The 21621-nt window shown below is 63.1% G+C and carries 19 protein-coding genes, 2 tRNA genes and 1 pseudogene; 7 read left to right on the top strand and 15 right to left on the bottom strand.

Annotated elements, in window-relative coordinates:
- Window positions 1–31: 31 nt before the first annotated feature.
- The 6 genes and pseudogenes from sthA to phaC all read right to left on the bottom strand — a co-directional run bounded on the left by sthA (window position 32) and on the right by phaC (window position 6684).
- Window positions 32–1438 carry a Si-specific NAD(P)(+) transhydrogenase gene (gene sthA, locus VH564_RS14765; RefSeq protein WP_423340607.1) on the bottom strand — a complete coding sequence of 469 codons (1407 nt, stop codon included), beginning with the start codon at window positions 1436–1438 and terminating at the stop codon, window positions 32–34.
- A 101-nt stretch (window positions 1439–1539) separates the two neighbouring features.
- Entirely contained in the window at window positions 1540–2142 is a 603-nt protein-coding gene (locus VH564_RS14770; protein WP_423340608.1) for a dual specificity protein phosphatase family protein, read from the bottom strand.
- Between the two features lie 235 nt (window positions 2143–2377).
- Window positions 2378–3220, bottom strand: a complete 843-nt coding sequence (gene radC, locus VH564_RS14775) for a RadC family protein (protein ID WP_423340609.1) — start codon at window positions 3218–3220, stop codon at window positions 2378–2380.
- Between the two features lie 3 nt (window positions 3221–3223).
- On the bottom strand, window positions 3224–4060 hold the full coding sequence (gene map / locus VH564_RS14780) for a type I methionyl aminopeptidase (protein WP_423340610.1): 837 nt from the start codon (window positions 4058–4060) through the stop codon (window positions 3224–3226).
- 9 nt (window positions 4061–4069) lie between these two features.
- A pseudogene (gene sfsA / locus VH564_RS14785) lies at window positions 4070–4814 on the bottom strand (DNA/RNA nuclease SfsA).
- Window positions 4815–4842: 28 nt separating this feature from the next.
- Window positions 4843–6684 carry a class I poly(R)-hydroxyalkanoic acid synthase gene (phaC, locus tag VH564_RS14790; protein WP_423340611.1) on the bottom strand — a complete coding sequence of 614 codons (1842 nt, stop codon included), beginning with the start codon at window positions 6682–6684 and terminating at the stop codon, window positions 4843–4845.
- Between the two features lie 174 nt (window positions 6685–6858).
- Here phaC and VH564_RS14795 point away from each other — a divergent pair, with 174 nt between their 5' ends.
- From VH564_RS14795 to recJ, 4 genes are all read left to right on the top strand, one after another.
- Window positions 6859–7245 (top strand): hypothetical protein, encoded by a 387-nt coding sequence (locus VH564_RS14795; RefSeq protein ID WP_423340612.1) that lies wholly within the window; start codon window positions 6859–6861, stop codon window positions 7243–7245.
- Window positions 7246–7469: 224 nt separating this feature from the next.
- Window positions 7470–8690: an LL-diaminopimelate aminotransferase gene (locus VH564_RS14800; RefSeq protein ID WP_423340613.1), complete on the top strand. Its 1221-nt coding sequence runs from the start codon at window positions 7470–7472 to the stop codon at window positions 8688–8690.
- A gap of 94 nt (window positions 8691–8784) precedes the next feature.
- Window positions 8785–10110, top strand: coding sequence for a homoserine dehydrogenase (locus tag VH564_RS14805; protein ID WP_423340614.1), 1326 nt, complete (start codon window positions 8785–8787; stop codon window positions 10108–10110).
- A gap of 121 nt (window positions 10111–10231) precedes the next feature.
- The gene (gene recJ, locus VH564_RS14810; RefSeq protein ID WP_423340615.1) at window positions 10232–12040 is read left to right on the top strand and encodes a single-stranded-DNA-specific exonuclease RecJ; all 1809 of its coding nucleotides are present in this window, start codon (window positions 10232–10234) and stop codon (window positions 12038–12040) included.
- Between the two features lie 95 nt (window positions 12041–12135).
- Here the strand turns inward: recJ and VH564_RS14815 are convergent.
- The 4 genes from VH564_RS14815 to gloA all read right to left on the bottom strand — a co-directional run bounded on the left by VH564_RS14815 (window position 12136) and on the right by gloA (window position 14251).
- Window positions 12136–12210 (bottom strand) — tRNA-Glu (locus VH564_RS14815).
- A 276-nt stretch (window positions 12211–12486) separates the two neighbouring features.
- A tRNA-Glu gene (locus VH564_RS14820) sits at window positions 12487–12561 on the bottom strand.
- 185 nt (window positions 12562–12746) lie between these two features.
- Entirely contained in the window at window positions 12747–13550 is an 804-nt protein-coding gene (locus VH564_RS14825) for a hypothetical protein (RefSeq protein WP_423340616.1), read from the bottom strand.
- Between the two features lie 260 nt (window positions 13551–13810).
- On the bottom strand, window positions 13811–14251 hold the full coding sequence (gene gloA, locus VH564_RS14830; protein WP_423340617.1) for a lactoylglutathione lyase: 441 nt from the start codon (window positions 14249–14251) through the stop codon (window positions 13811–13813).
- A gap of 194 nt (window positions 14252–14445) precedes the next feature.
- Between gloA and VH564_RS14835 the strand changes: the two genes are divergently transcribed.
- Both VH564_RS14835 and VH564_RS14840 read left to right on the top strand, forming a co-directional pair.
- A complete protein-coding gene (locus VH564_RS14835; protein ID WP_423340618.1) occupies window positions 14446–15024 on the top strand; it encodes a cold-shock protein in 579 nt (192 codons plus the stop codon).
- Window positions 15024–15521, top strand: coding sequence for a DUF192 domain-containing protein (locus VH564_RS14840; RefSeq protein ID WP_423340619.1), 498 nt, complete (start codon window positions 15024–15026; stop codon window positions 15519–15521). The genes VH564_RS14835 and VH564_RS14840 overlap by 1 nt, the downstream gene beginning before the upstream one ends.
- Window positions 15522–15667: 146 nt before the next feature.
- Here the strand turns inward: VH564_RS14840 and VH564_RS14845 are convergent, their stop codons facing one another.
- Together VH564_RS14845 and VH564_RS14850 are read right to left on the bottom strand one after the other, a co-directional pair.
- Window positions 15668–15901, bottom strand: coding sequence for a hypothetical protein (locus VH564_RS14845; protein WP_423340620.1), 234 nt, complete (start codon window positions 15899–15901; stop codon window positions 15668–15670).
- A gap of 174 nt (window positions 15902–16075) precedes the next feature.
- Window positions 16076–17320, bottom strand: a complete 1245-nt coding sequence (locus tag VH564_RS14850; protein ID WP_423340621.1) for an MFS transporter — start codon at window positions 17318–17320, stop codon at window positions 16076–16078.
- Between the two features lie 389 nt (window positions 17321–17709).
- Between VH564_RS14850 and VH564_RS14855 the strand changes: the two genes are divergently transcribed.
- A complete protein-coding gene (locus VH564_RS14855) occupies window positions 17710–17922 on the top strand; it encodes a hypothetical protein (protein WP_423340622.1) in 213 nt (70 codons plus the stop codon).
- Between the two features lie 45 nt (window positions 17923–17967).
- On the opposite strand, the gene VH564_RS14860 is transcribed toward VH564_RS14855, so the two are convergent.
- The 3 genes from VH564_RS14860 to VH564_RS14870 all read right to left on the bottom strand — a co-directional run bounded on the left by VH564_RS14860 (window position 17968) and on the right by VH564_RS14870 (window position 21458).
- Window positions 17968–18873, bottom strand: coding sequence for a S1C family serine protease (locus tag VH564_RS14860; RefSeq protein WP_423340623.1), 906 nt, complete (start codon window positions 18871–18873; stop codon window positions 17968–17970).
- A gap of 170 nt (window positions 18874–19043) precedes the next feature.
- The gene (locus VH564_RS14865; RefSeq protein ID WP_423340624.1) at window positions 19044–19430 is read right to left on the bottom strand and encodes a response regulator; all 387 of its coding nucleotides are present in this window, start codon (window positions 19428–19430) and stop codon (window positions 19044–19046) included.
- Window positions 19431–19433: 3 nt separating this feature from the next.
- A complete protein-coding gene (locus tag VH564_RS14870; protein WP_423340625.1) occupies window positions 19434–21458 on the bottom strand; it encodes a GAF domain-containing protein in 2025 nt (674 codons plus the stop codon).
- Between the last annotated feature and the right edge of the window lie 163 nt (window positions 21459–21621).

Here is a 21621-nt window from a genome sequence, read left to right on the forward strand (position 1 = left end):
CTGCGACGGGCTGACGCCTGCGCGACGCCCTCTACAGCTCGGACTTGATATCGCCCATGCGGTTGCCGGCATCGAGCCCGGCGATCTTGTAGGCTTCGGCGAGCGTCGGGTAGTTGAAGGTGTTCTCGACGAAATATTCGACTGTCCCCTTCAGGTTGAGGACGGCCTGGCCGATATGGACCAGCTCGGTGGCACCTTCGCCGACGATGTGGACGCCGAGCAGGCGGCGGGTCTTCAGCGAGAAGATCATCTTCAACAGGCCGGTGTCGAGCCCCATGATGTGGCCGCGCGAGGTCTCGCGGAAACGGGCGATGCCGCATTCGTAAGGGATGCCGCGTTCCTTGACCTCTTCCTCGGTCAGACCGCAGGTGGAGATCTCGGGCACGGCATAGATGCCGTAGGGGAAATATTTCTGCGGTTCCTTGGCGATGGCGCCGACGGCGACGCGGGCGGCGATGCGGCCCTGCTCCATCGAGGTCGAGGCAAGGCTCGGGAAGCCTATGACGTCGCCGGCGGCGAAGATATGCGGCACGCTGGTGGCGAAGGTTTCCGGGTTGACGGTGAGGCGGCCACGGCTGTCAGCCTCGAGGCCGGCGGCTGGAAGGTTGAGGTCGTCGGTGGCGCCCATGCGGCCGGCGGCGAACAGCACCATGTCGGTGACGATGCGGCGGCCGCTGTCGAGCGTGACTTCGACCTTGCCGTTCTCCAGCCGCGTCACCTTGTCGGCCTTCTGGCCGAGCAGCAGCTTCATGTTGCGGTCGCGCAGCTGATAGGTGAAATCCTCGACGATTTCCCGGTCGATGAAGTCAAGCATGGTCGATTTCGGATCGAGCAGCGTCACCTGGGTGTCGAGCGAGGAGAAGATCGTCGCATATTCGATGCCGATGACGCCGGCACCGATCACGACCATGGAGCGCGGCAGGGTGTCCATCTCGATGATTTCGTCGCTGTCGAGCACGGTCGCGTGGTCGAACGGCATGTAGCTCGGGCGGAAGGGTTTCGTGCCAACGGCCAGCAGGAAGGCATTGCCGGTGACGCGGACGATCTCGCCGTCTTCCTTGGTAACCTCCAGCGTGCGCGGATCGATGAAGCTCGCGGTGCCGCGCATGTGGCTGACATGGTTGCGGGAGAACTGGTGCTCGAGCACCTCGACCTCGTGGTCGAGGGTGATCAGCAGGCGACGGCGCAGGTCCTCGGCGCTGATCTGCTGCTTGACACGGTAGGCGCGGCCGTAGAAGCCGCGTTCGCGCCAGCCGGAGAGGTTGAGCGCGGTTTCGCGCAACGTCTTGGAGGGGATAGTGCCGGTGTGGACGGAGACGCCGCCGACGCGCTTGCCCCGCTCGATGACCAGGACCGTCTTACCGAGCTTGGCGGCCTGAATGGCGCCCCTGCGGCCTGCCGGCCCGCTGCCGACAACGATGAGATCGTACTGGTACATCTGAGGCTCCGCTGGATAGACGAGAATCACTGCTGCGCCGCAACAATAGGCGCAATTCATCGGTAGCGGAGCAATGTTACAGATTGTCTAACGGCGGACAATCAGGAATTCGTCAGACCCAGCCATGGCTCGAGCTTTTCGAAGGTCTCGTCCATCGGATAGGCGGCGCTGATCGGCAGCGAGATATGGCCGTAGAAGATGGACATCTGGGCTTCCGCAGTCCTCTCGCTGCGCTTGTCGATGGCGGCCAGATAAAGAGCGGTCGCGAGGCCCGTACGGTCGGCGCCCGCCTGGCAGTGGATCAGCAGCGGTTTTGGTGCGTCGCGCATAAGCTGCACCAGGTCGGCGGCCCGCTCCTGCGTCAGTTCGTGCCGTGACGACATGCGGAAATCAATGTGGTTGATGCCGAGTTCCTTCGCTTCGGCGACCTCCGCGTCGTACCAGCCATGGCCGCTGTTCTCGCCGCGCAGGTTGATGATCGTCCGGATGCCATACTGCTTTTGAAGCGTGGCGATGGTCGCTGCAGATGGCTGCGACGAGCGATAGAGCTCGCCCGCTATGACCGGATAGAAATTGGTGGTGAGGACCATGTGGACGTAGAAGCCACCAACCACCGCCAAGGCGGGCAAGATACCAAAAATGAAAAATCCCCGGGCTACACGGCGCAGGGATGGAAAGCGGCGCAAGCGGGCTGCTGTCTGCATGGTATCTCCGGGGCCAGCCGAAGTGGCAGGCGCGCTTGGAACGATCGATTTCGGCGAGCCGTGCGGCACCGAAATGCCATCGTCACGACCGACGTCGTTCTGCCATTTCAGGCTGACAGCCAGCTGAAGAGATTGTGAAGAATTCTTGACGGAGATGCGCCTGATCGGCGTGCCGCAGAAAGCCCTAAGAGGGGCGGCGGCCCCGAAGGATCAGCTCAGGGCGGATGTCACGGTGTCAGATCAGCCGCAAGCCCTTAAAGCTTGCATGGCCGTCTTTGCCGATGATGATGTGATCGTGGACGACGATACCGAGCGGCCTTGCCGTATCGACGATGGTCTTGGTCATGTCGATGTCGGCGCGCGACGGGGTGGGGTCGCCGGAGGGGTGGTTATGGACGAGGATGATCGCGGTGGCCGAGAGCTCCAGCGCCCGTTTCACCACCTCGCGCGGATAGACCGGCGTGTGGTCGACCGTGCCGCGTCCCTGCACCTCGTCGGCGATCAGGGTGTTCCGCTTGTCGAGGAACAGGATGCGGAACTGCTCGCGCTGTTCATAGGCCATGGCGCTATGGCAATAGTCGATGACAGCGGACCAGGAAGCCAGCACCTGCTTGCCGCGAATATCGCTCTTCAGCATCCGCTGGGCGACCGAGGCCATCAGCTTCAGGTCGAGGGCCACGGCCTCGCCGACGCCCTTGACCTCCTGCAAGAGCGCCGTCGGAGCGCCCATGACGCCGCCGAGGGTCTGGAAACGGTCGATCAGCGCCTTGGCGATCGGCTTGGTGTCGCGGCGCGGGATCAGGCGGAACAGCAGCAGCTCGAGGATCTCGTAGTCGGCAAGGGCCGCGTCGCCGTTTTCCCGAAAGCGCGTCCTCAGCCGCTCGCGGTGGCCATGGACATGGGCCATCGGATCGATCTTCTTGAGATCGATCCGCTTGGGCATGTCGCCGCCCTTGGCCGGTTGTTCGGCAAAGAACATCCGCTCGTCATAAAGCCCCGGCTCGAGTTCGCCCGGCAATGCATCGGCACCCGGATTTGTCTCGCCAAGTCCATTGTCCAGACCGGGGCGCTTGGCCATGGTTCACCCTTGATAAGGAGGAAGGCCCGGCCGATCGAGCCCGGCGGGCGACAGCGTAAAGATCTCGCAGCCGGTCGTGGTGACGCCGACGGTGTGTTCGTACTGCGCCGACAGCGACCGGTCGCGGGTCACCGCCGTCCAGCCATCGGCCAGCACCTTGACGTGCGGCTTGCCGAGATTGATCATCGGCTCGATGGTAAAGATCATGCCCTCGCGGATTTCCGGGCCATCGCTGGCGCGGCCGTAGTGCAGGATGTTGGGCGAATCGTGAAACAGGCTGCCGACGCCGTGGCCACAGAAATCCCGCACCACCGAGCAGCGTTCCGCCTCGGCATAGGTCTGGATTGCCTCGCCGATGGCACCGATGCGCGCACCCGGCTTGACGGCGGCGATGCCGAGCATCAGCGATTGGTAGGTGACTTCAAGCAGCCGCTCGGCCGCCCGCTTCAGGGGGCCGACGGGATACATACGGCTGGAATCCCCATGCCAGCCATCCAGCACATAGGTGACGTCGATATTGACGATATCGCCCTCGCGCAGTCCCTTGTCGTTGGGAATGCCGTGGCAGACAACATGGTTGATGGAGGTGCAGCTCGATTTCGTGTAGCCGCGATAGTTCAGCGTTGCCGGATAGGCCCCGTGATCCATGCCGAATTCGAAGATGAAGCGGTCGAGCACGTCGGTGGCGACACCGGGCACGACGAGGGCCGCGACTTCGTCCAGGCAGCGCGCCGTGAGCTGGCAGGCCTTGCGCATGCCGGCGAAAGCGTCGTCCCCGTAAAGGCGGATTGCCCCCGTGTTCTTGGGCGACGCCGTCGCTGCTTCGATGTAGTTCACCATGATCTGCCTTCAGTCCAAGATTGTCGTTCGCGTTTGTAATGCAGCTATGCCGGGTTCGTCTATCGGGATCAATCCTGCCGCCGTTATTTCAAGCGGTGATATCAGGCATTTCAAGGCAAAAGCCTCTACGCCGCGCCGCTGTGCCCGGGCAAAGGCAAGTGCATAGCCCGGATCGAGATCGCCGCAGATGCGCAGGCTGCTGCAATCGTCGCGCTGGACGATGTAGAGCATCACCGCGCGGTGACCTCGTTCCGCCATGTCGCCGAGTTCTTCCAGATGTTTGGCGCCGCGCAAGGTCACCGTATCGGGAAATTCGGCAAGCCCCGGCGTCCGGGTGAAATGCACGTTCTTGACCTCGACATAGGTGGTGGGTTTGGAAGGGTCGGTCAAGAGCAGGTCGATGCGCGAATTTCGACCGTATTTCTGCTCGCGCTTGAGCCCGGCATAACCCGCGAGGTCCTTGACCCGGCCAGCCAGGATGGCCTCCTCGGCAAGCCGGTTGGGCATGGCGGTGTTGACGCCGACCAGCGTCCCGTCCGCTTCGATCAATTCGAAGACGTGGCGGTACTTGCGCGTCGGGCTATCGTGCTCCGACAGCCAGATGCGCGCCCCCGGCGTCGTCAGCCCGCGCATTGAGCCGGTGTTCGGGCAGAAGCCGGTGACAAAGGCCGCCGCTCTCCAGTTCGGCATCGAACAGGAAGCGCTTGTAGCGGGCGACCAGGCGGGCGGGCACCAAGGGACGTTCGAACTGCATGGGTGCTCGCTGCAATGAAAAGGCTCTGTCAGGCCTGCATCACGAAGGAACCGGGGGCGTCCTCGATCGGGCTCAACGCATCTCCGCCGGGCTTGCGAGGCGCAACCCGCGTGGCATCGCGCGCCTCGATCCAGGCCTGCCAGTGCGGCCACCAGGAGCCGGGGGTTTCGGTGGCAGCGGCAAGCCAGGCATCGTAATCCTCGGTGTCGGGTCCGTTCGACCAGAACTGGTACTTGCGCCTCGAAGGCGGGTTGACGATGCCTGAAATATGGCCCGAGCCCGCGACCACGAAGTTGACTTCGCCGCCGAACAATCTTGCCCCCTCGAACACCGAGCGGGCCGGCGCGATGTGGTCGTCGCGGGTGGCAAGGTCGTAGACAGGGACGGTTATGTCCTTCAGCGACAAGGTCTCGCCGTCGAGCACCATGCTACCCTCGCTGAGCGCATTCTCGAGGTAGCAGCTGCGAAGGTAGAAAAGGTGGTTGGCCGCCGACATGCGGGTCGAATCGGCATTCCAGTAGAGCAGGTCGAAGGGCAGGGGTTCCTGGCCCTTCAGGTAGTTGTTGACGAAATAGGGCCAGATCAGTTCCGAGGCGCGCAGCATGTTGAAGGCGGTCGCCATCTTCGAGCCATCGAGATAACCCTTGCTGCCCATCTGCCTTTCCAGCGCCTGCAACTGGGCCTCGTCGATGAACACCTTGAGATCGCCGGCATGGGTGAAGTCGACCTGCGACGTCAGCAGCGTCAGCGATTTGACGCGGGCAATGCCCTTGGCCGCATGCAAAGCCAGCGCCGCCGACATCAGCGTCCCGCCGACGCAATAGCCGATGGCGTTGACGTCGCGCTCGCCTGTCGCCGTCTCGATGGTGTCGAGCGCCAGGTCGATGCCGTCATGGATATAGGCGTTCCAGTCCTTCTCCGCATGCCGTGCATCCGGATTGACCCAGGAGATGACGAACACGCTGTGTCCCTGGTCGACGCACCATTTGATGAAGGATTTTTCCGGATTGAGGTCGAGGATGTAGAACTTGTTGATCCAGGGCGGGCAGATCAAAAGCGGTCGCTTGAGGACGCTGTCGGTGGCGGCATCGTATTGGATGATCTGGCATATGTCGCTCTTAGCCACCACCTTTCCCGGTGTCATCGCCAGATTTCGGCCGAGCGCGAACTGGCTCATGTCCGTCTGCCGCAGCTTCAGCTCGCCGCCGCCGGCGCCGATGTCCTCGGCCAGCATCTTCATGCCGCGTACCAGGTTTTCGGCGTTGGTCTCCACCGTCTCGCGATAGAGCTGCGGGTTGGTGACGATGAAGTTGGCCGGCGAGATCGCCGCCATGATCTGCCTGACGTAGAACGAGGCCTTGTGCCGCGTATGCGCATCCAGCCCATCCGCCTCGCTCACCAGCGTCTCCGCCCAGTCAGAAGTCAGCAGGTAGGTCTGGCGCAGGAAATCGAAGAAGGGATTGCTCTGCCAATCATCGCCTGAAAGCCGCTTGTCCTTGATAGGCGCTTGCGGTGGCGGCGTCTCGTTGGGATTTGACAGCCGCTGCATCGACTGCGTCCAGAGGCCGAAATAGCCGGACAGCAATCTCGTCTGCGCATCGAAGGCGCGCTGCGGGTCCGACAGCCAATAGTCCGAGACGCCCGACAGGGTCTTCACCATGTCGCTCATCGAATCATCCGCTTCGACCCTGTCGCCCCGCTCGCGCGGCGCCAGCCAGGCGGAGGCGGCCTTGCCGAGATTTTCCAGCGCCCGGGCGAAATTCATCGCCATCGCCTCGGCATCCCTTACCTTGTAGGGATCTGCCGACGCTGCGTCCTTATCTGAGGGCGGCGGCTTGCCCGCGCTATCGTCCCGTTTGCTGTCGCTCACGCGTCATTCTCCGGCGGCGGTGCTTGATCTCATTTCCGTTTGTACATCGGCGGGGAAATGGAATACAAGTTCCAATGACGAGCAGGCCTGCTCTTGCTTTGCCGCCGCGACGAATCTAACAGTCGCATCGGACAATGAAGACCAGGCGGTTAAACGATGATAGGCGGCGGCATAGTGGCAAGTTTCTACCGGTATTCCGTGGTCTGCGGTCTCATCGCGCTGACATTGACAGGCTGCAAGACGATCGCCGAAAAGCAGGCGGAAGACGCGCGCAAGCGTGCGGCCCCCACTGCCGTGGTGATGAAGTCGGCGAACGGTAAGCCCGTCGGCGAAACCGGCCAGCTCAACAAGAACGGCTTTCCTGACTTCAATACCCCGATTACGGCCGCGAACGTCCAGATCAGCGACGCGCAGGCGCTCGACATACGCAACCAGCTGACCGCGGCGGGTGCCGCACGCGATTCAGGCGCCCTGACCCAGGCGCAGTACGACGCCAAAGTCGCGGAGATGCGCAAACTGGCGGCCGAGCAGCAGCAGACCCTTTCCGATTTGCAGAACTAGCCTGGCATACCCGCCGCTCTGCACGCAAAGGGTTCAATTCAGCCGCGTTTCGATGTATCCTGCTGGTTTGAGACGGCAAATCGCCGGTTCTCGCCCAACATTCACCGCATCCCTCGCGTCAAACGAGAATACGGCACCGCGATTCCGAAGTTCGTATCGCGGTGGTCCGGCAAGCCCACGAACTTCGCCAATGCCTCGATCACCGCCGTCCCATGGGGAAAGAAATGGAAGAGTTTCATAAAGTCCGGCGCCTGCCGCCATACGTCTTCGAACAGGTCAACCGTTTGAAGGCCAGCGCGCGAGCGGGCGGCGCCGACATTATCGATCTCGGCATGGGCAACCCCGACCTTCCGACCCCGCAGTCGATCGTCGACAAGCTGTGCGAAGCCGTGCAGGACCCGCGCACCCATCGCTATTCCTCGTCGAAGGGCATTCCGGGCCTTCGTCGCGCCCAGGCCGGCTATTATGCCCGGCGCTTCGGCGTCAAGCTCAATCCCGACACGCAGGTCGTCGCCACGCTCGGCTCGAAAGAGGGCTTTGCCAACATGGCCCAGGCGATCACTGCGCCGGGCGACGTCATCCTCTGCCCGAACCCGACCTATCCGATCCATGCCTTCGGCTTCCTGATGGCCGGCGGCGTCATCCGCTCGATGTCGGTCGAGCCGGACGACAGCTTCTTTCCGCCGCTGGAGCGGGCCGTCAAGCACTCGATCCCGAAGCCGATCGCGCTGATTCTCAACTATCCGTCCAACCCGACCGCCTATGTCGCGACGCTGGATTTCTACAAGGACGTCATCGCCTTCGCCAAGAAACACGACATCATCGTGCTGTCGGATCTCGCCTATTCGGAAATCTACTTCGACGACAACGCCCCGCCGCCTTCGGTTCTCGAAGTGCCCGGCGCGATGGATGTCGCGGTCGAGTTCACCTCGATGTCGAAGACCTTCTCCATGCCCGGCTGGCGCATGGGCTTTGCCGTCGGCAACGAACGGCTGGTGGCAGCGCTGACGCGGGTGAAATCCTATCTCGACTACGGCGCGTTTACGCCGATCCAGGTCGCCGCCACCCACGCGCTGAACGGCGATGGCTCCGACATTGCCGAGGTGCGCTCGATCTACAAGCGCCGCCGCGACGTGCTGGTCGAGAGTTTCGGCAAGGCCGGCTTCGAAATCCCGCCGCCGGCAGCGACGATGTTCGCCTGGGCGAAGATTCCGGAGAAATTCCGCCATCTCGGATCGCTGGAATTCTCCAAGCTGCTGGTCGAGAAGGCCGACATCGCGGTTGCCCCCGGCATCGGCTTCGGCGAGATGGGCGACGATTACGTTCGCATCGCGCTTGTCGAGAACGAGCACCGCATCCGCCAGGCGGCGCGCAATCTGAAGCGCTTCCTGTCGACGGCCGACGAGACGATGCACAACGTCATCTCGCTCAACGCCCACCGCTAATTTCAAGGGCAGCCGCCAAGCGGCTGCCCACTTGCCAACTTAAAGGGCGGCCGTCACAAGCGGCTGCTTCTTTGCGAAAATATCAGGATCGATCATGGCAGATGCCCTCAAAATCGGCATTGCGGGCTTGGGCACCGTCGGTGCCTCGCTTGTCCGTATCATTCAGCAGCGCGGCGCGGAACTGGCTTCCACCTGCGGCCGGCCGATCACGATCGTCGCCGTATCGGCCCGCGACCGCAGCAAGGATCGCGGCATCGATCTTGCCGGCGTCGAATGGTTCGACGGACCGGTCGATCTCGCCCACAAGGCCGATATTGATGTCTTCGTCGAATTGATCGGCGGCTCCGAGGGCGCGGCAAACGCGTCGGTGCGGGCAGCCCTTGCCCGCGGCCTTCACGTCGTCACCGCCAACAAGGCGCTGCTCGCCTATCACGGCGTCGAATTCGCCGAGATCGCCGAGGAGAAGGGCACGCTGCTCAACTTCGAGGCGGCTGTCGCCGGCGGTATTCCGGTTATCAAGGCGCTGCGCGAGTCGCTCACCGGCAACACGATTTCGCGCATCTACGGCATCATGAACGGCACCTGCAACTACATCCTGACCCGGATGGAGAAGGAGGGCCTGTCCTTTGCCGACTGCCTGAAGGAAGCCCAGAGGCTCGGTTACGCCGAGGCCGACCCGGCCTTCGATATCGACGGCAACGACACCGCCCACAAGCTGGCGATCCTGACGACGCTCGCCTTCGGCAACCGGCTTGCCGCCGACGATATCTATCTCGAGGGCATCTCCAACATCTCGATCGAGGATATCAGGGCTGCCGCCGATCTCGGCTATCGCATCAAGCTGCTCGGCGTTGCCCAGCGCACCGAGACCGGCATCGAGCAGCGCGTCCATCCGACGATGGTGCCGCTCGATTCGGTCATCGCCCAGGTCGACGGCGTCACCAATGCGGTGGCGATCGAATCCGACATTCTCGGCGAACTGCTGATGGTTGGCCCCGGGGCCGGCGGCAATGCCACGGCATCGGCCGTGCTCGGCGATATCGCCGATATCGCCAAGAGCCAGCCGGGCGCCCAGCGGGTCCCCGTGCTCGGCCATCCGGCAAAATCGCTCGAGCCCTATCGCAAGGCACAGATGCAGAGCCACGAGGGCGGCTACTTCATCCGCCTTAGCGTACAGGACCGCACCGGCGTGTTCGCCAGCATCGCCGGTCGCATGGCGGAAAACCACATTTCGCTGGAATCGATCGTGCAGCGCTCGAAGCAGCACCTGTCGCCCTCCGACCAGCAGACGATCATCCTCGTCACCCATGCGACAACGGAGGATTCGGTGCGCAAGGCGGTGGAAGCGATCAAGTCCGACGGCTTTCTGGTCGGCGAGCCGCAGGTCATCCGCATAGAGCGGCCGAAGCACGAGCAATAGGACGCTGTCGCCGGATCGTGGAGACGCATCCGGCGTTTGCGACGATCTGCTCAGAAACCAGGCGAGGCCGACGCATGAGGCCCGGCCTGCCACCACAGACAGAACGGATCCGACCAAACTGATGGGACCGATCGAACCGGCAGACCCCGTACAGCGGGCTTTCCTTGGCGTCGAGCGCTCGGCTGCCGGCAATCGCTGGGTGTCGCGGCTCGACCAGGCCGGGCAGAACCGCGCGCTGGCCATGGCCCAGACCCACGGCATGGCCGATCTCATCGCTCGCGTGCTGGCCGGTCGCGGCGTCGGTCTCGACGAGGCCATGGCCTTTCTCGATCCGACCATTCGCGGCCTGATGCCCGACCCGCACAAGCTTACCGACTGCGAGAAGGCGGCCGAGCGGCTGCTGCAGGCGGTGCGCAACGGCGAAAGCGTTGCGATCTTCGGCGATTACGACGTCGATGGCGCGGCGTCCTCGGCGCTGATGTACAAGTTCCTCAGTCACTTCGACGTGCCGGCGACGATCTATATCCCGGATCGCATCTTCGAGGGCTACGGCCCCAATCCGACCGCCATCAACCAGCTGATCGACAACGGCGCCAAGCTGATCGTCACCGTCGACTGCGGCTCGACCAGCTTCGAATCGCTGGATGCCGCCAAGGCGCGCGGCATCGACGTCGTCGTCATCGACCACCATCAGGTCGGAAACGCGCTGCCGCACTGCCATGCGCTGGTCAATCCCAATCGCGAGGACGACCTGTCGGGGCAGGGCCATCTCTGCGCGGCCGGCGTCGTCTTCCTCGTGCTGGTGGCGGCGCTCAGGCTGCTGCGCCAGGCGGGGGACCTGCGCGCCGGCAACATCGACCTGCTCGCCTGGCTCGACATCGTGGCGCTCGCCACCGTCTGCGACGTGGTGCCGCTGAAGGGGCTGAACCGCGCCTATGTCGTCAAGGGCCTGCTCGCCGCGCGCCACCAAGGCAATCCGGGCCTGGCGGCGCTATTCCGCAAGGCGGGCCTTGCCGGCCCCGTCACGCCCTATCACTTCGGCTTCATGATCGGCCCGCGCATCAATGCCGGCGGCCGGATCGGCGATGCAGGACTCGGTAGCCGGCTACTGACATTGACCGACACATCCGAAGCCGACGTCATTGCCGAGAAGCTCGACGAGCTGAACCGCGAGCGCCAGGCGATGGAAGCCGTCATGCTGAAGGAGGCGGAGGCCGAGGCGCTGGCCGAATACGGCAATGGCGAGGGCGCCGCCGTCATCGTCACGGCTCATGAGGGCTGGCATCCCGGCATCGTCGGGTTGATTTCGTCGCGGCTGAAGGACGCCTTCCGCCGGCCGGCCTTCGCCATCGCCTTCGATTCGCAGGGCAAGGGCACCGGCTCCGGCCGCTCGATCAGCGGTTTCGACATGGGCAAGATGGTGCGCGCGGCGGTCGACGCCGGGCTGCTGGTCAAGGGCGGCGGCCATGCCATGGCGGCGGGTCTGACGGTGGAGCGCGCCAATCTCGGCAAGCTCAGAACCTTCTTTGCCGAGCGGGCCGAAAAGCAGGTGTTCGGCCTCGTCGCCGATTCAACGCTGAAGATCGATGGCGCGCTCGGTGCCAGCGGTGCCACCGTCGAGCTGGTCGACCAGCTGGAGACGGCGGGGCCCTATGGTTCGGGCCATCCGCAGCCGATCTTCGCCATCCCCAGCCATCGGCTCCGCGATTCGCGCCTGGTCGGCCAGAACCACATCAAGGTGACGCTGGAGGCGATGGATGGCGGCCGGCTCGAAGGCATCGCCTTCCGCGCCGCCGAGACGCCGCTGGGCGACCTGCTGCTGGGCTCGCGCGGGGCGCAGCTGCATGTGGCGGGAACATTGGGTGCCGACCACTGGCAGGGCTCGCGCCGCGTCCAGCTCCGCGTCACCGACGCCGCCAAGGCATTGTAACGGGCAACGCGTTTCATGCGTCGCGTGGGATGGACGCGCGTACGTCCACCGCTTGTGCGGGCAGAGAAAAATCATCAAATTCAAGGGGAAGACGGTGGTACGCCCTAGGGGAGTCGAACCCCTCTTTACAGAATGAAAATCTGTCGTCCTAACCGATAGACGAAGGGCGCATACCGTGGCGCCCTTATAGTCAGGCCGTTCCGATCCCGCAAGCGGAAAATCGTCACAAATTCACAATGAAAAGCGGTTTTTCCACAGGCGCAGAACGCGGCCCCGATCAACGATGCCGGTGTGCTCTCGGAGAGCCTAACCGCTCTTGGTCGAACGGGAATTTACGGTTCTCATCGATGAACGGAGGGCGCAGGCTGGAAAGCAAAATGGTCATCCCGTAGCCGCCGCCTGGCAACAAACGCGGTAGAATTTCAGCGATGAAGGGGAAGAACAAGTGGTACGCCCTAGGGGAGTCGAACCCCTCTTTACAGAATGAAAATCTGTCGTCCTAACCGATAGACGAAGGGCGCATAACTTGTGGCGCCCTTATAGGGGCGTGTTTCAGATCCCGCAAGCGGTCATTTGGCTTTTTCGCGAAAAAAATCACAAGTCATATCGCATTTTTGTCATGGGGTGATTTACGGGCGTAAACAGCAGCTTGCGGCCGCTTTCGGATGTGTTCGCATGGGCCCGGGCACTGTTTTCCGGGCGAATGCTACTTCAGCGAGGCCGCCATTCCCGGGGTCAGGGTGACGCCCGGTGGCAAGGTCACGCCGGGCGGTAGCGTCAGCCCGGAGGAGGCCTGCGGCATCATCGCGTTCTGCGGTGTGCTCTGTCCGCCGGAGGCAAGGTTGCGCGCCATCATCAGCGATTCCTGGCTGGTGAGGTGGTGTCCCTTGCCGGGTGCCGGCAGGATGTGGGACGGCGTTGCGTCGGCCGTCGGTCTGCCGCCGCTGCCATAGGCCACCGTCGGGGCCGGAGGGGGTGGGCTTGCCGGGGGCATGCCCTGCGCGGCCTGGTTGGAGACCGGCATCGGCTGGGCCTGGTCGGCCATCGCGCCGGGAGGCAGGCTGTAGACATTGCGCAACGCCGGTGCTGCGTAGGCCGAGACCGGCGCCAGCGTCCCATCGGGATTGACGGCAATCGGCGCCGGGGCGGCATAGATGCTGGAGCGGTTGGCATTGACGCCGGTCGGCTGGGTGATGAGGCCGCCGATATTGGCGGGCGCCGGGGCGCCTGGTGGGGGCGTTTGCGGCGCATTGGGGTAGAGGCCGGTCGATGCCTGCTGCTGGGCGACAAGCTGCTGGCCCGATGCCGTGCGGACCTGTGGATCGCGATAGCCGCCGGGCTTCTGCGCCTGCGCCTGCGCCTTGGCGTTCATCTCTGCCGCCAGTTGTTCGGCGGGCGAGCGCATCACCACTTCGGGTGCCGGCTCCGCAGTCGATGCCGTCTGCTGTGCCTTGTCCTTGGCTGAGGTCATGCAGCCGGACAGCATCATGAGACAGGCGGTCGCTGTCACGGTCCTCGCCATGAAATGTCTGTCTGAAGTCGTCTGAAATCTGCCCAAAGAATCGGCCCCCGCGATAGCTCTCAAAAAGCACCGCTGTCCGGAGGGACGACGCCGTGATCCGCCGGCGGAAGAAAGACATGGCCGCGACGATTCGATGCGTGATGCTTCGAGTAGCCAGACCATGAACCGCGCTCCGGCGGATCGGCAAGGGCGAAAGCGGCTTGCAGGCAGGCATTCGTCTTTCCTGCAAGCCTCGGGAAAGCCTCGGCCTACCAGGCGCCGGTATTGGCCATCGAAGCCCAGGGCTCAGTGCTCGGCAGGTTGTCGCCCTTCTGCAGGATTTCGATGGAAATGCCATCCGGCGAACGGACGAAGGCCATGTGGCCGTCGCGGGGCGGGCGGTTGATGGCGATGCCGGCATCCATCAGTGTCTGGCACGTTTCATAGATATCGTCGACCTCATAGGCGAGATGGCCGAAGTTGCGGCCGCCGTCGTAGTCTTCGGTGTCCCAGTTGTAAGTGAGTTCGAGGGCCGGCGCCATGTGGGTTCGTGCATGGTCGATGTCGTCGCGGGCGGCGAGGAAGACCAGCGTGAAGCGGCCCTTCTCGTTCTCGTAGCGGCGAATCTCGGTCAGCCCGAACAGCGTCGTGTAGAAATGCAGCGAGGCGTCGAGATCTTTGACGCGGACCATGGTGTGGAGATAACGCATACTTTATCCTTCGTGATGTGATTGGGCTCATGCTTATCTGTGCGAACACCAGCCTCAGGCAAGTGTAGCTGGCGAAAACGGCGGCGGGAATAAACAAAACAGGACTTGTGCATTCCCGTTAGCAAGATGTTAATCTTGATTTCGAGAATCAGTTAACCGTAACAGCGTAACGTGTATCCAAGGGGCTGGCGAAGATGGGTGACAGGACTTCATCGACTGAGATTGCCGACTTTGAGGAGCTGGCGGGCGAAGCCGTCGATCTCATCGAGATCACTGGCCTCGTAAAGTGGTTCGACGTCGCCAAGGGCTTCGGTTTCATCATTCCCGACAACGGCATGCAGGACGTGCTGCTGCATGTCACCTGCCTGCGTCGTGACGGCTACCAGACCATCCTCGAAGGCACGCGCATCGTCGCTCTCATCCAGCGCCGCGAGCGCGGCTACCAGGCCTTCAAGATCCTGTCGATGGATCAGTCGACCGCCCTCCATCCCTCGCAGATGCCGGCCGCCCGCACCCATGTGCAGGTGACACCAACCAGCGGCCTCGAGCGCGCCATCGTGAAATGGTTCAACCGGACCAAGGGTTTCGGTTTCCTGACGCGGGGCGAGGGCACAGAGGACATCTTCGTGCACATGGAAACGCTGCGCCGCTTCGGCCTCACCGAGCTGCGTCCCGGTCAGGTGGTGCTGGTGCGCTTCGGACCTGGAGACAAGGGCATGATGGCAGCGGAAATCCACCCCGATACGCCAAGCCCGGTCGGCAGGTCGCACTGATGACATCAGGCATTGTCAAAATCGTCAAAAGCGCCGTCCTGGCGCTTTTTTTTGCTGCCAGCCTGATTGCTACGGCCTCGGCAGCAGATGCTGCGAAGACCGCGCCGCAGTTTTCCAGTGAAACGCTGACCATCGCCACGAAGAGCGGCGCCAGCCATCCGTTCACCGTCGAGCTCGCGCTCGACGGCGCCCAGCGCGAATACGGACTGATGTTCCGCACCCAGATGTCAGCCGATCACGGCATGCTGTTCGAATTCGACAAAGCCCAAAGGGTGCAGATGTGGATGGAAAACACCGTCCTGCCGCTCGACATGCTGTTTCTCGATGCCTCGGGCAAGGTGACCCATGTCGTCCAGAATGCCGTGCCCTATTCCCGCACGATCATCGATTCCGGTGGCCCGGTGAAATATGTCATCGAAGTCAACGCCGGCATCGTTCGCAAGCTCGGTCTTGCCGTCGGCGACAAGGCCACGAGCCCGACGATCGGGCAGCGCTGAGGGCGAATTGGGGACAGGAACGCTGCCAACGCCGGCCCGTGTGCCCTGGAGCAGGCGCAAAAAACTCTCCAAGGCATCTCCCTTTGTAAAGGGGAATCACGCGTCAGGCGATTGAACAGGCCGAACCGGGCAGATTGCGACAGGCGTCAGGGATTGAGATCGGCGATCTCGCCATGGCGCGCCAGCAGGCGCGGCGAGGTCATGTCGCCGGTTTCCTCGTCGACAATGACGGCATAGGCGGCAACGCCGACGAATCGTTCCGACATGGCTGCGGCAATCTTCTCGGCACTGGCGGCATTGGATGCCTGGCGCATCTCGCCCGGCGCCAGGCCATTGCGGACCTTCTTGTAAGGAATGATGATAAATTTTTCCGCCGCCATACTGCATGCCCTTTATTTGTTCTCAAAATGTTCTTGTTCGGCCCAGAAGTCAAGCCGCGGTTTGCTTCGGTCTTGGCCTCGGGCGAGAGAGCACGGATGATCGCGTGGTGAGCCCGGAGGTCCTAGCACACGCGTCGTCCGACACCGGGCCTTCGCCCCGTAGCACAGCCTCGGCTATGCCTCCGCAGCTTTGGTTTCCGGATGCTCCTTGCGGTCGGGGGCGATGCTGTGGCGGGCATAGAGGAAAATGACGAGCGCGATGAGCGCGACGCCGCCGTGGACCCAGTAGGCGAGCGCATAGCCTCCCTCCTTGGTGAGCCATCCGGCAACGACGTTGCTGAGCGACGCGCCGATCCCCTGGACGGTCATCACGGCGGCAAGGCCGACGTTGAAGCGGCCGCTGCCGGCAAGGATGCGTTCGGCGGCGATCGGCGTGGCGATGCCGATCAGGCCGGCGCCAATACCGTCGAGGATCTGGATGGGAAAGATCGCATCGAAATTATGAAAGCTGCCGGCGATGGCGCCGCGGATGGGAAGCGCGCAGAGCGCGATCACGAACACCGCGCCGAGGCCGAACCGACGGATCAGCCAGGGAGCGCTGAGGGCCATCAGGATCATCGACAGCTGTGACACGCCGGTGGTGATCGCCGTGGTGCGAAACGGCGTGCCGAGCTGCAGCGAGAAGTCCTGAGCGATCAGCCGGCTGATCGGCGCGTTGCCGAAATGGAAGACAAGCAAGGTGACGGCCAGGAGGATCAGGCCCTTGCTGCCGGCCAGCACCTTGAAGCCGGAGGGGGCGGTCGCGCCGTCGTCCTGCCCGAGGCCGCGCGCCACCTTGTCGTCGATCTTGCTGGGATCGATGGCGAGAACGGCGACGATGGTGGCAACCGCCGTGACGATCATCAGCGCGATGATGCCGGTAAGGCCGAAGTAGGTCGAGGCGGCATAGACGCCCGCCAGCGACACGACGTTGCCGGCGTGGTTCCAGAATTCATTGCGCGAGACCTGGCGGGAGAAGGCCCTCTGGCCGACGAGCCCGAGTGTCAGGCCCATCAGTGCCGGTCCGACCACGGCGCCGACAACCGCCGTTGCCGACTGCCCGCCGAACACCGAAAAATCGTCCGGGCTCACCAGCGTCCAGACGGCAGCAGCCGTGACAAGGATGACCGGCAGGATGATCAGCATCCGCTTGTGGGTCGAGGCATCGACCCAGGCGCCGAACAGCGGCGTCGTGATCATGCCAAGGACGCCGCCGATCGTGGCGATGAAGCCGAGGGTCATCGGCGTCCAGCCGTGCGTGGCGAGAAAACCGTCCAGGAAGGGACCCAGTCCGTCGCGGGCATCGGCCAGAAAGAAATTGACGAAAGCAAGGGCAACAAGCGTGCGGCCGGACAGGCCGGAAATCGAAGAGCGCTGCAAGCATACCTCCGGAAAGTCCGCGCGGCCGCTTCAGCCAATGCGCAACTGAACATCTATCAGATTGAAAACGAGTCCATATTCGCACTTGCTACTTCGGACTGCGCAACGCTTCAATACAAAAATGGTTCCGGGTCCCCCCAGGCCCATGCGCATCAGTCCGATGACAACCAGCTTGTGGACTATGCCAAAATCGACTTTTCTGCCATCTCAAGTTGATTTGAGTCATTGTAATGGCGAGCTTGCCAATGCGTAGTGCCGGGAGGAGGTGACGCGATGATGGGGTAGGGACGCAATATCGGGTTGGGCCCAAAAATGGGCCGCTTGCATCCGACCCTATGCGCTATGGGGAGAGGAAGAGTTAACAGCTTCATTATTTTTTAGGTAAAACCATGGGTAGCCATATTTCGCCACCGAACACAGGAAAAGACCAGGACCGCGCGCTGGATTGTCAGCGCGCGATGGAGGTCGCCTTCGCTCAGTTGCTCTCCGACGCTCTTGCTGCCGGATGGCGCGAGATGGAGATCGCGATCGTTCTTGCCGACATAGCCGACGATCACGTGCTCAAGCTCGCGAAAAAAACCAAATCGAAGGATTTCAACTGATCACGACTGCCCGGCGCTTGGGCGCGCCGGGCGGTAGATTTCAGCCTATTGCATCTGCGGCTTCTTCAGGAAGCTGCCGCGGTCGGCGGACTTGACGCGCAGCCATGCCTCGCGTCCGTCTCGCAGCACACGCATCGGGATCTCGGAGCCAGCTGGCCCGCTGTTCCAGACCTGGCGATAGAAGTCGGCCAACCCGTCGACCTCAGCATCGCGGATTTCAGAGATGACGTCGCCCGGCCTCAGGCCTGCTTCCGCCGCTGGACCGCCAGCCGTGACGTTCATCACCACCACTTCACCATTGTTCTCCGCCGAAAAGGCACCCAGCCATGGGCGTGGCGGCTTGTCGATCTGGCCGCGATTGAGCAGGTCATCGAGGATGGGCGCGAGAAGGTTGATCGGCACCACCATGTTGATATCGGCCACCCGGCCGCCCTGGCTCATCTGCAGCCGCAACGAGCCGACGCCCAGGAGCTTGCCGTTCTCGTCGATCAGGGCGGCACCGCCCCAGGAAGGATGCGCCGGCGAGATGAACAGCGCTTCGTCGAGCAGGTATTCCCAGTATCCGGCAAATTCCTGCTTGGCGACGATCTTGGAGGAGACGGCATTGCCGAGGCCGTCGACGAGCACCACGGCGTCGCCGAGCTCGGTAGCGGTCGCGTCGCCAAAGGGAATGGCCGGGGCATCGAGGGGCCCGAGCGCCTGGACCAGACCGAAGCCGGTTTCCTGGTCGAAGGCCAGCGCGTGGGCCGGTACCACCTTGCCGTCGCGGCGCGTCAGCCAGACTTCTTCTGCCTCGGTGATCAGGTAGCCGACGGTCAGCACGAGACCGTTGTCGCGGATGACCACGCCGCTGCCTTCGCGAATGGTGCCAAGCGTCGAGGCGGTGAAAGCGTCCTCGGGAATGCTCGAGCGGAGTGCGACGATCGATGGCAGGATTTTTTCGATTGGCATGGGTCTTCCTCGCGGCGTCAGTTCGGCGGAGGGCTGATAGCAGAGCGCTAGCCGCCCCAATCTCATCCTGAATAGGTATGAACGCGAGGCGCGCGGCGCAAGAGCGGGCTTGCGCAAATTGCAACGATTAATGCGGCGGAGCAATGGCTTGCGGTCTTTGATGACGAGACTTAGTGCCGCTGCGCCGCCATCTGTTGCAAGGTCGCGGTCAGTGCAACGGAATCATATGGCTTGGCGAAGAACACGCTGCGCCCCGGCAGGTGAAGTTCGCCGGCCCTGAAATGACCTGATGTAATGATGATGTCGATCGGCGGCCAGCGGTCGCGGATGGCGGCAGCCAGACGCATGCCGTTCATGCTTCCGGGCATGTCGATATCGGTAAAGACGATCCGGATGTCCGTGCGCGTTTCGAGGATATACACGGCTTCCGCCGCATCGGTCGCCTCGACGACTTCGAAGCCGGCGCGCTCGACGATATCGGCGGCCATCATTCGGAGCAACGGTTCATCCTCGACGACGAGGACGATCTCTTTGGCAGCGGGCGGGCTTTGTGTCATGCGTCAGCTCGCCCTTTGAAGCTGGGACAGCGCTGCAGTCATTTCGACCGAGTAGCCCAGGCTAGAGTAACTCTGCGTGACGCCGCCTGTTCCCATAAAACCGCGCTTGATCAGCTTCGAACCGAAGCCGCTGCGTTCCGGCTCGACGACCGGAGGTCCGCCGCGCTCCGTCCAGCGCAGCGTCAGCACACTGTCGTCGCCCTTGGCGGCCGCCTGCCATTCCACCACGACGCGCCCGCCCGGCTCGGAAAGGGCACCGTACTTGATGGCGTTGGTCATCAGCTCGTGGAACAACAGCGAGACCGACAGGGTACTGCGCGGCCCGAAGCTTATGGCCGGACCGATAGCGTCGATGCGTTCCAGGACCCCCAACGTGTCGGCGGTGCGGCGGAGGACGGTCCCGATGTCGGCGCCGTCGCCGTCCTGGGATAGCAGCGAATCATGGGCCGAACTCAAGGCATGCAGGCGACGCTCGAAGTTGCGGACATGCTCCTGCTCGACGATCGGCCGCAAGGTCTGCGAAGCGATTGCCTGCACCATGGCGAAGGTGTTCTTCAGGCGGTGGCCGATCTCGCGGTTCAGCATGTCCTGGTCGGCCTCGGCCTGCAGTCTGGCGATGGCAAGGTGCATCCGGTCGCCGAAGCTGCGGACGAGCGCGATCTCCTGGCTGGTCCAGTCATGGGGTCGATCATGATGGACGAAGACGACGAGATTGAACTGGCCATGATCGAAGATCGGCAGGTTGACCAGCACGCGGATGCCGATGTCAACAAGCGCCTGCGCCTTGTCCGCCGTGCGCGGGTCGTTGACGACGTCGGTGACGATAACCGTCTGGCCCGCCTTCAGCTCGTCGATATAGCTGCCGTAGTCACGGAAATGATGGAGGCCGACGAGGCTGGAGACACCGGGTGCCCGCCATTCCGGCTGCATCATCACGGTTTCGGCAATCGGGTCGACGATGCCGAAGCCGGCACGGCTGGCATCGAGCGCCTTGGCCATCAGGTCGGAGGCGGCGAGAGCCATGGATTCGACGTCGTCGAGATCCCTGAGGCGATCGCCGAGGTCGAGCAGGGCCTGGACGCGGGCAGCCTCGCGCTTCGATGTCGTGATGTCCTGGACCGTGCCGAACATGGTAATCGGCCTGCCGGAGGCATCGTGCTCGTAGCTCGCATGCCGGGCGATCCAGCGGATGCCGCGATTTGCGGTCTGGATACGGTATTCGACTTCGGTCGCGGCCCGGGCGTCGCGGCGCGTGGCGTTGTTGGAGTGGATATGGCGATCCTCCGGCACGATCAGCGCTTCCAGCTGCGAGGTCGGAATGAGGTCGGCCGGCGCGATGTCGAAGATGCGGCAGAACTCGTCGGAGCCGCGGATCATGTTGGTGGCGATGTCGATTTCAAAGGTGCCGATCCGGCCTGCCTTCTGCGCCGCCACGGTCTTGTTGGCGTTGAACCGAATGCTGGCCGCGAGGCGCTTCTGGCGCTGGAACAATTCGTCCTTGCGCTGGGATACGCGGCGCGTCTCCATCAGCGCCACGACCTGACGCGACAGGGCCTGCAGCACTTTGCGCTGGTTGTCGTCAAGGCCTTGCGGCCGCGGGACAGTATCGATGACGCAGAGCGTGCCGATGACGGTGCCGTCGGGGACGACGAGCGGGGCGCCGGCATAGAAGCGGATATGCGGCGCTTCGGTCACCAACGTGTTGTTGCGCGTGCGGACATCGGCGGTGAGGTCGGGGATGATCAGGAGTTCGTTCATTGCGAGCGCGTGCGAGCAGACCGACTGGGCGATCGGTGTCTCGCAAGCCTCGAAGCCGATACGCGCCTTGAACCATTGCCTCTCCGTCTCGACAAGGCTCACCAGGGATACCGGCGTGCAGCACACCGTAGATGCGATCAGCACGATGTCGTCGAATTCGGGTTCCGGCGCGGTATCGAGGATATCATAGGCTTCCAGCGCTTCGAGGCGACGCAGGTGGTCCAGGTCGGCCGAATCGAAAGGCGTTGGGATCAAGTCATCGGACATCATGCCTGGACAAGGTCCCATTGTCTTAGACGGTCGAACCGCGAGGCGCGGGAGAGGCGTGTCGGCAACGGAGTTGCCAGGCAGTTCTTACACATCAATGATTATCCGCAGAAGCGTCGATTGACCTCAAGGGCCGCTTGGTGTTGATTGCGCGAACATACTCACG

It is taken from the genome of Rhizobium sp. HT1-10 (genome assembly GCF_049472505.1).
Lineage (GTDB): Bacteria > Pseudomonadota > Alphaproteobacteria > Rhizobiales > Rhizobiaceae > Rhizobium.